This window comes from Sphingomonas piscis, assembly GCF_011300455.1.
Taxonomy (GTDB): Bacteria; Pseudomonadota; Alphaproteobacteria; order Sphingomonadales; family Sphingomonadaceae; genus Sphingomicrobium; species Sphingomicrobium piscis.
On sequence record NZ_CP049869.1, the window covers coordinates 1,509,114 to 1,520,694 of the forward strand.

General features: G+C 63.8%; 10 protein-coding genes and 1 pseudogene. 6 read left to right on the forward strand and 5 right to left on the reverse strand.

The features are described from left to right. Positions 1 to 16: 16 nt before the first annotated feature. Both G7077_RS07530 and G7077_RS07535 read right to left on the reverse strand, forming a co-directional pair. Positions 17 to 1,609: an amino acid permease gene (locus G7077_RS07530; RefSeq protein WP_166411163.1), complete on the reverse strand. Its 1,593-nt coding sequence runs from the start codon at positions 1,607 to 1,609 to the stop codon at positions 17 to 19. Between the two features lie 92 nt (positions 1,610 to 1,701). Beyond that, positions 1,702 to 2,079 carry a histidine triad nucleotide-binding protein gene (locus G7077_RS07535; protein ID WP_166411164.1) on the reverse strand — a complete coding sequence of 126 codons (378 nt, stop codon included), beginning with the start codon at positions 2,077 to 2,079 and terminating at the stop codon, positions 1,702 to 1,704. Positions 2,080 to 2,132: 53 nt separating this feature from the next. On the opposite strand from G7077_RS07535, the gene G7077_RS07540 reads away from it, so the two are divergent. Next, positions 2,133 to 2,615, forward strand: coding sequence for an SspB family protein (locus tag G7077_RS07540; protein ID WP_166411165.1), 483 nt, complete (start codon positions 2,133 to 2,135; stop codon positions 2,613 to 2,615). A gap of 102 nt (positions 2,616 to 2,717) precedes the next feature. After that, complete coding sequence (gene fumC / locus G7077_RS07545) at positions 2,718 to 4,109, forward strand: class II fumarate hydratase (protein WP_166411166.1); 1,392 nt, start codon at positions 2,718 to 2,720, stop codon at positions 4,107 to 4,109. A gap of 10 nt (positions 4,110 to 4,119) precedes the next feature. Here fumC and G7077_RS07550 read toward each other — a convergent pair whose 3' ends face one another. Continuing rightward, the gene (locus G7077_RS07550) at positions 4,120 to 4,671 is read right to left on the reverse strand and encodes a DUF2585 family protein (RefSeq protein WP_246167102.1); all 552 of its coding nucleotides are present in this window, start codon (positions 4,669 to 4,671) and stop codon (positions 4,120 to 4,122) included. A 71-nt stretch (positions 4,672 to 4,742) separates the two neighbouring features. Here G7077_RS07550 and G7077_RS07555 point away from each other — a divergent pair, with 71 nt between their 5' ends. From G7077_RS07555 to acnA, 3 genes and pseudogenes are all read left to right on the forward strand, one after another. Beyond that, a complete protein-coding gene (locus G7077_RS07555; RefSeq protein ID WP_166411168.1) occupies positions 4,743 to 5,720 on the forward strand; it encodes a magnesium transporter CorA family protein in 978 nt (325 codons plus the stop codon). Positions 5,721 to 5,757: 37 nt separating this feature from the next. Continuing rightward, positions 5,758 to 6,291 (forward strand): hypothetical protein, encoded by a 534-nt coding sequence (locus G7077_RS07560; RefSeq protein WP_166411169.1) that lies wholly within the window; start codon positions 5,758 to 5,760, stop codon positions 6,289 to 6,291. 84 nt (positions 6,292 to 6,375) lie between these two features. After that, positions 6,376 to 9,053: pseudogene (gene acnA, locus G7077_RS07565) on the forward strand (aconitate hydratase AcnA). Here acnA and ygfZ read toward each other — a convergent pair. Continuing rightward, positions 9,050 to 9,751, reverse strand: a complete 702-nt coding sequence (gene ygfZ / locus G7077_RS07570; protein WP_166411170.1) for a CAF17-like 4Fe-4S cluster assembly/insertion protein YgfZ — start codon at positions 9,749 to 9,751, stop codon at positions 9,050 to 9,052. The pseudogene acnA and the gene ygfZ sit on opposite strands and share 4 nt — an antisense overlap. A 23-nt stretch (positions 9,752 to 9,774) precedes the next feature. Between ygfZ and pyrC the strand changes: the two genes are divergently transcribed. Then, the gene (gene pyrC / locus G7077_RS07575) at positions 9,775 to 10,797 is read left to right on the forward strand and encodes a dihydroorotase (protein ID WP_166411171.1); all 1,023 of its coding nucleotides are present in this window, start codon (positions 9,775 to 9,777) and stop codon (positions 10,795 to 10,797) included. Here the strand turns inward: pyrC and G7077_RS07580 are convergent. Beyond that, positions 10,794 to 11,552 (reverse strand): Crp/Fnr family transcriptional regulator, encoded by a 759-nt coding sequence (locus G7077_RS07580; RefSeq protein ID WP_166411172.1) that lies wholly within the window; start codon positions 11,550 to 11,552, stop codon positions 10,794 to 10,796. The two genes, pyrC and G7077_RS07580, sit on opposite strands and share 4 nt — an antisense overlap. Between the last annotated feature and the right edge of the window lie 29 nt (positions 11,553 to 11,581).

The following is an 11,581-nucleotide window of genomic DNA, read 5'->3' on the forward strand; positions in this document are numbered from 1 at the left end:
TCGGAATTTTGGGCCCTTAGCGGCCGGGCTCGTCCACTCCGGGTACCGGCGGTTCGAGGTCCGAGACTTCGGTCTCGTGCACTTCGACCAGCCCCCGGCCGACGTGGCTCTTCCGGTATCCGTACAGGAAGTAGAAGAGCAGCCCGACAAAGCCCCAGATCGGAAGCACCAGCTTCGCCTCGACCGGCAGGTTCCAGAACAGGAACACGCAGCCTGCAGCAGCGACCGGTCCGATGACCCACACCAGAGGAGTACGGAACGGACGCACGCGGTTCGGATCACGTACCCGAAGGATCATCACGGCGATTGCCACCATAAAAAATGCGAACAGGGTGCCGGAGTTGGATATGTCCGCAAGCTGCCCGACCGGAAGCAACGCCGCCGCAATGGCGACGAAGATGCCGGTGACGAGAGTTACAATGTGCGGGGTCTTCCACTTCGGGTGAACCGCCGAGAGTTTCTCGGGCAGCAGTCCGTCGCGTGCCATCACGAAGAAGATGCGCGTTTGGCCGAACATCATCATCAGAATGACGGAGGGCAGCGCGAGGTTCGCGGCAAGGCCGATGAGATCGCCCGCCCAGGTGTAGTTGACCGACCGGAGCACGTGCGCAAGCGCCTCGTTCGAACAGACGAGCGGCTCGTTGCCCTGCGCGACGAGCGCGGCGCACTGGCGGGTGAACTCTGCGGAGCCGGGCTGAACGCCCAAAGCCGTGGGCTGTGCGCCCATTGCACCCACCGCGCCGGCCGCGACCAGCAGGTAGAAGACGGTGCAGATGGCAAGGCTACCGATCAGGCCGATGGGCACGTTCCGCTGCGGGTTCTTGGTCTCTTCTGCCGCCGTCGAAACCGCGTCGAAGCCGACATAGGCGAAGAAGATCGACGCAGCAGCGCCAACGATGCCCAGCCCGCTGGTGCCCGGAGGCCCAAACCAGCCGTTCGGCGAGAATGGCGCGAAATGCTCGCCTTGCATGACTGGCAGCGTCAGGATGACGAACATGGTCAGTGCCGCGACTTTGACCGCCACCAGCGCGGCGTTGAATGCGGCGCTCTCCTTGGTGCCGATCATCAGCAGCCATGTCACCGCCAGTGCCACGACGATTGCCGGAACGTTAATCAGGCCGTGGCTGATGTCTGCATTTGGGATGAGACCGTTCATCGTCCAGGTCGGCCCGGCGGTCAGAAGTTCGGGCAATCGGAAACCCGTCCAACTTTCCAGCAAGCCCATGAAATAGCCGGACCAGCCAGCCGACACGGCGGAGGCGGCAACGGCATATTCCAGGATCAGCGCCCAGCCGACCATCCAGGCCAGCAGTTCGCCGACCACCGCGTAGCTGTAGGTGTAGGCGGAGCCGGAGACCGGCACCATCGATGCCAGTTCCGAATAACAAAGCGCGGCAACGGCGCACACGACACCGGCGATGATGAAGCTGTACATCATGCCCGGGCCGGCCTTTTGCGCCGCGGCGGCGGTGAGCACGAAAATACCGGTGCCGATGATTGCGCCGACGCCCAGAAGCGTCAGCTGGATCGGACCGAGCGTACGGTGAAGCGATTTCTTCTCGGCGGTCGCCAGGATCGCGTCCAGCGGCTTTACGCGGCCAAAGATCATGTCTGTCCCCTAATGGGAGCCGAAGCGGCTCCTCCCTATGCCGCTGAGCGTAGCGGCTGCGCGCCCAAGGGCAAGACCGTTGGTCGAAAGCCTTACTTGGCGAGCATCGGGCCGAGCGGCTGCCCCCCAAAAATGTGGACGTGAAGGTGCCCGACTTCCTGGCCCGCGCGCTTACCGATGTTGGCGAGCAATCGATATCCTTGAGTCACCATTGCCCCATCGCGAGCAACCTTGCCGACGGCGCGGGTGAAGCCGGCGATCTCCGCGTCGGACGCCCGCTCCGAAAAATCGTCCCAAGAGACGTAGCCGCCCTTGGGGATGACAAGGATATGCACCGGCGCCATCGGGTTGATGTCGTGAAAGGCGAGCGCATGCTCATCCTCGTAGACCTTGTTGCACGGCAGCTCTCCGCGGAGGATTTTCGCGAAGATGTTGCTGTCGTCGTAAGGCTGCGTCGCGTCGATCGGCATTTTGTCACCCGCTGTTCTTGACCAGTGTCCCGACCTCGCTACCACGAGAGGCGATGAACGACGAAGCCCCCGAAAGCCTGATTCCCTACGACGAGATCGTCCAGGAGGCACTACGGGCCGTGGTCGGGCGCGTGCTTCGCCAGGTGGAAGAAACCGGGGCACTGCCCGGCGGGCACCACTTCTACATTACCTTCCGGACCAAGATGCCGGGCGTGATCATTCCCAAGCATCTGTCCGAACGCTTTCCCGAAGAGATGACCATCGTCATCCAGCACCGCTTCTGGGACCTCAAGGTCGAGGACGAACTGTTCAGCGTCGGCCTGTCGTTCGGCGGTGTTCCGTCGACCTTGGTGGTACCATTCGCCGCCGTGACCCAGTTCCACGATCCCGCGGTCGAATTTGCGCTGACCTTTCACGCCAATGCCGACGACGCGCCGGCGGAGGATCATGAGGAAGCGGAGAATGACGCGCCGCGCGCAGAGCCGGTGGAAGACGGCTCAAACGTCGTCAGCGTGGACTTTACGCGCAAGAAATAGACGGCTTCCTCACCCCGAACTTGTTTCAGGGTCTATTTTCGAGCAGGTGGCCGTCCGTCTCAGCAATGGATGCTGAAACAAGTTCAGCATGACGGAACGACCATGACCAACACCCGCACCGAAACCGACAGCTTTGGCCCGATCGAGGTTCCCGGCGACAGCTATTGGGGCGCGCAGACCGAGCGCTCCATCGGCAACTTCCCGTTTGGCCCGCGCGAGCAGATGCCGATCGAGATCGTCCATGCGCTCGGCTATGTTAAGCAGGCGGCGGCGCGGGTGAATGCGCGGCTCGGCAATCTTGACCCGGCGATCGCCGAGGCGGTGCAGCAAGCGGCCGGCGAAGTGGCGCGGGGCGATCTCGACAGCCAGTTCCCGCTGGTCATTTGGCAGACCGGCTCGGGCACTCAGTCGAACATGAACGCCAATGAGGTGATTGCCGGCCGTGCCAACGAGCGGTTGACCGGAACCCGTGGCGGCAAGTCGCCGGTCCACCCGAACGACCATGTCAACAAAGGCCAGTCGTCTAACGACAGCTTTCCGACGGCCATGCACATAGCGGCGGGCATAGGGGTTCACCGGCGCCTTCTGCCCGCCTTGAGGATCATCCATGCGCGGCTTGCGGACCAGGCCCAGCGCTGGGATACAATCGTCAAAATCGGTCGCACCCACCTGCAGGATGCGACTCCTTTGACGCTGGGTCAGGAATTCTCCGGCTACGCAGCCCAGATCGAAGACAATATCGCTCGCGTCGAGGCGGTCCTGCCGCGCGTAATGCGGCTTGCGCAGGGCGGAACGGCGGTCGGCACCGGCCTGAATGCGCCCAAGGGCTTCGCCGACGAGTTCGCCAAGGAGGTCGCGAACCTCACGCAGCTGCCCTTCACTTCCGCGCCCAACAAGTTCGCCGAACTGGCAGCGCACGACAGCCTCGTGGAATTGTCGGGCGTGCTCAACACCATCGCCGTCAGTCTCAGCAAGATCGCCAACGACATTCGCCTCCTGGGCTCCGGCCCGCGCTGCGGTTTCGGAGAGCTCAAGCTCCCGGAAAACGAGCCCGGCAGCTCGATCATGCCGGGCAAGGTCAACCCGACCCAGGCGGAGATGCTGACCATGGTGGCGGCGCAGGTGATGGGCAATCACGTCGCCGTGACCGTCGGCGGTCTTCAGGGCCACATGGAACTGAACGTCTTCAAGCCGCTGATCGGCGCGAATGTCGTGCGCTCGATCAACCTGCTCAGCGTCGGGATGGAAAGCTTCACGGAGCGGATGCTCGACGGCGCCGAGCCGGACGAGCAGCGTATCGCCGACCTCATGAACCGGTCGCTGATGCTGGTCACCGCACTGGCGCCGGAAATCGGCTACGACAATGCCGCGAACATCGCCAAGCATGCCCACAAGAAGGGCCTAACGCTGAAGGAAGCGGGGCTGGAGCTTGGATTGGTCGACGAGGAGACGTTCGAGCGCGTGGTCAAGCCGGAGATGATGCTGGGACGATAGGGTCTCGGCGCTAAGCGCCAGCCTGCCAGGCGCGGATGGCGTCGCTGGGGGCAAGCAGCATCAGCACGTTCAGCGTCAGATTGTCGCGGATCACGATCAGCGGCATGACTTCGAGCGCGATGACGACCAGCAAGGCTGCCCAGAGCGGCAGCTTTCGGGCGGCGAGAAAGCCGACGCCCATCATGGCGATGTCGGACATGGAATTGAGCACGCTATCGCCCGTATACCCCAACGCAACAGTGGCTTCACGGTAGCGGTCGATGATCAGCGGCGTGTTCTCGACGATCTCCCAGGCCGCTTCGACCAGCGAGGCCGCCACAAAGCGAATCTGCACCGGAACGCGCCGCGCCACGAGCCACAGCAAGCCGTAGAACAGGAAGCCGTGAACCATGTGGCTGGCGCTGTACCAGTCGCTCAGCATCTGGCTGGTCTTGGCGCTGGTGGTGCTGGACACCCACAGGTCGATTTCGCCGCAGGTGCAGATCGGGGGCCGACCCATGGAAAACAGCACCATGGCCGCGATAGCAGGCACGGCAAGCGCGGCCAGCCACCAGACCTGCAAGTTCCTCCGCCGCCGCCTGCGGCCGATGCTCAATGCTTGCAAACCCCCACCTTTCGGCGGATCACCGCCGCATGCTCAGAACCTACGGTCCCGATTGTGACGGCAGCCTAGTGGAAGCCAAGGCAGGCGTCATCCCCGACGGTGCGACCTGGATAGACCTTGAGGAGCCGACCAAGGAGGAGGAGAAACTGGTCGAGCGCTGCATCGGCCTCAACATCCCTACGCATGAGGAGTTGGCGGAGATCGAGCCGTCGAGCCGCCTCTACGAGCGAGGCGACGCCCTTTACATGACGATGAGCGTGCTTCACGGCCTGTCCGAAGGTCAGCCGACCAGCAGCCCGATCGGCTTCGTGCTCGCCAGGAATCGGCTGGTGACTATCCGCTATGCGACGCCCAAGCCCGTCCTAGCCTTCATCGACCATGTCCGGCGTGAGCCGGAGTTGGCGCGCGACGCGCCAACGGTTCTTGCCCGCTTGCTGGACGCGATCATCGACAGGCTTGCCGACGAACTGGAGGATCTGGGTAGCGAGATCGAGCGGATGTCGGGCCATATCTTCAGCAAGCAGACCGACGAGCGGCGGATTCCCGCGGCGCGGCTGACGGCCCTGCTGACCCGTATCGGCCGGGCGCAGATCCTGCTGACGAAGATCCGCTACACCGCGGTCAGCACCAGCCGGCTGCTCAGCTTCCTGCGCGGCTCCGAGCAGATGAACCAGCCGAGCGCCAACGGAGAGGTGCGGCACATCGAAAGCCTGCTCACCGACGCGACGTCGCTGAACGAGCATTCCAACTTTCTTGCGGACAATCTGACCTTCCTGCTCGACGCCTCGCTTGGCCTGATCAGCGTCGAACAGAATGCGGCGATGAAGCTCTTCTCCTGGGCTGCACTGGTGTTCCTGCCGCCGACCTTGGTCGCCGGCATCTACGGGATGAATTTCCACCATATGCCCGAGTTGTCTTGGCTGTGGGGTTACCCATGGGCGCTGGGGCTGATGCTCGCCAGCGCCGTTCTGCCGCTCTGGGTGCTGAAGAGGCGGGGTTGGATCTAGCAACTTAATCAAGGTTAGCTTCGTTACCTGTGCCGTCATGGCGAATGGTCATAAGCCTGTATCTTCATCGTCGAAGCAGAGCCTCTTCGACCGGGTCGGCTGCGCCATATCCTCCTTTGTCGCCGACATCGCAGCCACTCCTCTGGCTCAAATCGCCGTTATCCTGGTCTGCGCCGCCTGGTTCCTCGGCGGCTTCGAAACGGATATCCTCACCGCCATCCTGTCCATTCTTGCTATCACACTGACGCAGATGGTGCTCAACCAGCAAAAGGCGCGGGAAACGGAGGCGCACCGGCGTGACGTCGCGATGCACGCCAAGCTCGACGAACTGCTGATCGCCAGCCGCGAGGCTCGGAGCGAAATGGCCGGCATCGAGGATCTGGAAGAAGCGGAAATTCAGGAACTCAAGGAAGAAGCCGTCGAATCGATCGACAAGGCGGGCGACGTTGCAGGCGATCCGCGCGAACGTGAGGCCGCCAAGGCCGCGGTTGTCCGCGCAGTCGACGATTTGAAGCAGGAAAAGAAGCGCCGCCCTGCTCGCAGGCCGGCCAGGAAGACCGCGAAGAACTGACGCGTTTGCGAGGGCAGGCGCTGCTTGCTAAGGGCGCGGCGCGGCTCCCTTTTCGGGAGCATTCCATCGATCCAAGGACTCGCCATGATCCCCACCGGCCAGGACAGCCTCAACACTCGCTCCACCCTGAACGTCGGCGGCAAGGCCTATGCTTATTATTCGCTGAGCAAGGCGGGCGAGGCGCTCGGCGATGTGTCGCGCCTGCCCTTCTCGATGAAGGTGCTGCTTGAGAACTTGCTTCGCTTCGAGGATGGCGCCACCGTCACCCGCGACGACCTTCAGGCGATGGTCGACTGGCAGAAGGAACGGCGCATCTCTCGTGAGATCCAGTACCGCCCGGCGCGCGTGCTGATGCAGGACTTCACCGGCGTTCCTGCGGTAGTCGATCTCGCCGCGATGCGCGATGCGATGAAGAACCTCGGCGGCGACCCGCAGAAGATCAATCCGCTGGTGCCCGTTCATCTCGTTATCGATCACTCCGTCATGGTGGACGAGTTCGGTACGCCCAAGGCGTTCGAGCGCAACGTCGAATTGGAATATGCCCGCAACGGCGAGCGCTATCAGTTCCTGAAGTGGGGCAGCCAGGCGTTCGACAATTTCAAGGTAGTGCCCCGGGCACCGGCATCTGCCACCAGGTCAATCTCGAGAATATCGCGCAGACCGTATGGACCAGCGAGGACCAGACGGGTGAGACGGTCGCTTATCCGGACACGCTCGTCGGCACCGACAGCCATACGACCATGGTCAACGGCCTGGGCGTGCTCGGCTGGGGCGTCGGCGGCATCGAGGCCGAAGCCGCAATGCTCGGACAGCCGGTCAGCATGCTGATCCCCGAAGTCGTCGGATTCCGCCTCTCGGGCGAGCTCAAGGAAGGCATCACCGCCACCGACCTGGTGCTGACCGTCACCCAGATGCTGCGCGCCAAGGGCGTCGTCGGGCGCTTCGTGGAGTTTTACGGCCCGGGTCTCGACGCGCTTAGCCTCGCCGACCGCGCCACCATCGCCAACATGGCGCCGGAGTATGGCGCGACCTGCGGCTTCTTCCCGATCGACGATCGCACCGTCGAATATCTCGAACTCACCGGCCGCGATGCCGAACGGATCGAACTGGTGCGCGAATATGCAAAGGCGCAGGGCATGTGGCGCGACGCCTCGGCGCCCGAGCCGGTGTTCACCGATACGCTCGACCTCGACATGGCGACCATCGAGCCGTCGCTTGCCGGCCCCAAGCGCCCGCAGGACCGCGTGCTGCTGACTGACGTCGACGACCAGTTCAACGGCGAGCTTGCCTCCACCTACAAAAAGGAAGGTGAGCCGCGTGTCGCCGTAGAGGGCGAGCAGTTCGACATCGGCAATGGCGACGTGGTGATCGCCGCCATCACCAGCTGCACCAACACCTCCAACCCGTCGGTGCTGGTCGCCGCCGGCTTGGTCGCCCGCAAGGCGCGGGAGAAAGGTCTGCAGAGCAAGCCCTGGGTCAAGACCAGCCTTGCGCCTGGGAGCCAGGTCGTCACCGATTATCTCAACGCCAGCGGCCTTCAGGAGGATCTGAACGCCGTCGGCTTCGACCTCGTCGGCTATGGCTGCACGACCTGCATCGGCAACTCGGGCCCGCTGCCGGAGCCGATCTCCAAGGCCATCAACGCCAACGATGTGGTCGCCGTCAGTGTCCTGTCGGGCAACCGCAACTTCGAAGGCCGAGTGTCGCCCGACTGCCGCGCCAACTATCTCGCCTCACCGCCGCTGGTGGTCGCTTATGCGCTGAAAGGCACCGTGACCTCCGACATGGTCAACGATCCGATTGGCACCGCCACCAACGGCGAGCCGGTCTACCTTCGCGATATCTGGCCGACCAACGCGGAAGTGCGCTCGCTGATGGACCAGCACGTCCATTCCGACATGTTCCGGTCGCGCTACGCCGACGTGTTCCGCGGCGACGAGCGCTGGCGCAAGATTGAGGTGACCGGCGGCGACACCTATGAGTGGCCGTCCGATTCCACCTACATCGCCAACCCGCCTTACTTCACCGGCATGACCATGCAGGCCGAAGCGCCGGGCGACATCGTCCGCGCCCGGGCGCTGGCAGTGTTCGGCGACAGCATCACCACCGACCACATCTCGCCCGCCGGCGCGATCAAGCCGGACAGCCCCGCCGGGCGCTTCCTGCTCGACCGCAACGTGCCGCGCGGCGAGTTCAACAGCTACGGCGCGCGCCGCGGCAACCATGACGTGATGATGCGCGGCACATTCGCCAACATCCGCATCCGCAATCGGATGCTCGACAATGTCGAGGGCGGCTTCACCCGCTACGCACCGACCGGCGAGACGATGGCGATCTACGACGCTGCGATGCACTACAAGCAGGACGGCCGTCCGCTGGTGATCATCGCCGGCAAGGAATATGGCACCGGCTCGTCGCGCGACTGGGCAGCCAAGGGTACCGTGCTGCTTGGCGTCCGCGCCGTCATCGCCGAAAGCTTCGAGCGTATCCACCGCTCCAACCTCGTCGGCATGGGCGTCCTGCCGCTGCAGTTCCGCGATGGCGAGAATGCCGAAAGCCTCGGGCTCGACGGTAGCGAGAAATTCTCGATTGCGAACGTTGCCGAGCTTCAGCCACGCCAAGACGTGGAAGTCACCGTCCGACGTCAGGACAAGAGCGAGTTCACGATCACCGCGCGCTGCCGCATCGACACCTACAACGAGCTTGAATATTTCCGGTCGGGTGGAATCCTGCCTTACGTGTTGCGAAAGCTGGCCGCCTAAGCAGCAAGTCCTTCTGCAAGCCAGTCCGGCATCAGAGCACCGGCGAGGTCGTCGACCCGCCGGTGCTCCACGGCAAGGCCGAGCTCGGGATAGTGGACTCGGGCTCGCGGGCCAGGTTCATCCGCTTCCACCACGACCAAGCGGCGGTTGACCTTCTGCCGCCAGTTCATGCGGGCTGTATTTTCCTGTCCAACGAAGCATCCCTTGGTGAAGCTCACCCCGTTCAGCTCCGCTGCATTGCACTCGAGCCAGAGCAGATCGCCAAGCTCGGCGCGACCTTCGCAGACGCCAATCCGGAGGCGATGTTCCAGCCAGCCTCCTGCGCCGTCGGCGGGTGGAGCAAGCCAGCGGCGGCCGAGAGACGCAAGGCGCGGATCGGGAACTCCGTCGTTACCCTCCGCTTGCCAGTGAACGGCAAGTTCATCCTCGCGTGCAATCGTGATTGCGCGCCGCAGTCGGTAGATGGTCAGGCGCTTGGCAAGCTCATCGGCGGCAGCTGCCTCGCAATCGAGCAAAAAGTCGCCGCCATCCTCCCACACCAGAAAGTCGAACAGGCACTTGCCCTGTGGCGTCAGCAGCCCCGTCCACACGGGCAGCGGCCCGGCAAGGTCGCTTGTCACCAGCCCATTGAGGAAGCCTCGCACATCCTCTCCGGACAGGCGGATCACGGCGCGGTCGGATAGGGTGGTCGCTGGCATGGCCTTCAGGTAGGGAGCGCGCCGTGACTGCGCAAACTCTGACCATCAGACGACCCGACGACTGGCACGTCCACCTCCGCGACGGCGAGATGCTGACGCGGGTGGCGCCGTACACCGCACGTCAGTTCGGGCGCGCGATCATCATGCCCAATCTGACACCGCCGGTCATGACGGTGGAGGCTGCTCAAACCTACCGTGAGCGCATCCTTGCTGCGGTCGGGGAGGGCTTCACCCCGCTGATGACCTGCTACCTGACGGACGGTGCCGACCCCGACGAGATGGAGCGAGGTTTCGCCGAAAAGGTGTGGGTCGCAGCCAAGCTATACCCGGCGCATGCGACCACCAACAGCGCGCACGGCGTCACTGACATCCGCAACGTCTATCCGGTGCTGGAGCGCATGCAGCGTATCGGCATGGTGTTGTGCGTCCACGGCGAGGTGACCGATTCTTCAGTCGACATCTTCGACCGCGAGGCCGTGTTTATTGATCGCGTGCTGACCGGCGTCGTCGCGGACTTTCCCGAGCTCAAGATCGTGCTCGAACACATCACGACTTCTGAAGCCGCTGCCTTCGTCGGAAGCGCTGGGCCCAACATCGCGGCGACGGTCACGCCCCAGCACCTGATCATCAACCGCAATGCGATCTTCGCCGGTGGCTTGCGCCCTCACGCCTACTGCCTCCCGGTCGCGAAGCGGGAACAGCACCGGCTTGCGGTCCGCCAGGCCGCAACCTCTGGCTCCGCCAAATTTTTCCTTGGTACCGACAGCGCGCCGCACGAGCGGGCGGCCAAGGAATCGTCGTGCGGCTGCGCGGGCATCTTCAACGCGCCGTTTGCGCTCGAAAGCTATGCGACCGTGTTCGACGAAGAAGGGGCGCTCGACCGCTTCGAAGCCTTCGCGTCCGAAAACGGCCCGCGCTTTTACGGCTTGCCGCTCAACGACAGCTTCGTGACCCTTGAGCGGATCAACCATGTCGTGCCCGACACCGTCGCCGGGCTGGTGCCCTTCCACGCCGGCGAGACGCTCGGCTGGCGTTTGGCGGCCTAATCGGCGGCCGTGCCGCTTCCGGTCAAGCCAATGACATTGCTGAAGTGCGTCTCAATCGACTGGTAGCAGGAGCAGGCGCGGCGGACGAGCCCGGCCCTGTCGACGACCTGGATCACGCCGCGGCGATTGCTGATCAACCCTTCGTCCTGCAGCCCGCGAACGATCGCGTTGACGGTGGTGCGCTGGACGCCAAGCAGGGAGGCGAACATTTCCTGCGTCAGTTCAATGCGGTCGCCGCCGCGGTCCTGCGCAGTCAGCAGCCAGCGTGCAGCGCGCGCGGGAATAGGATGAAAAGCGTTGCACGCGACGGCCTGCATCACGGTGGAGAGCAGATAGTCCGAGTAGCGGCAGAAGATGTTGCCGATGAACGAACTGCGTGACTTGGCTTCCTGCAGGGCTTGCAGGGGAATGCGCAGGGCCGGTCCCGCGATCAGCACCGCGGCCTTGGTGAAGGCGGGCGCATGACCACAGCTGATGATCCCGCCGACGGCGCCCTCGCGGCCGACCGAGGTTACCTCGATCGATCGGTCGAGATCGAGATCGACGGTGAGGCAGATCATCGTCTGATTGATCGGGAAAATGCTGTGCTTGAGCGATTCACCCGGTGTGAAGACGATGTCGCCCTGAACCAGTTCCACCACCTCGCAGTCGGGTTCCAGGATCGCGCGCGCATCGTTGGGAAAGGTGGAAAGCAAGCGGTTGCCGGCGAAGGCCCCGTCAAGCTGACTCAACTCGTCGGTGATCACCTCACTCATACGCACTCACCCCCGGAGCAGACTCGGGC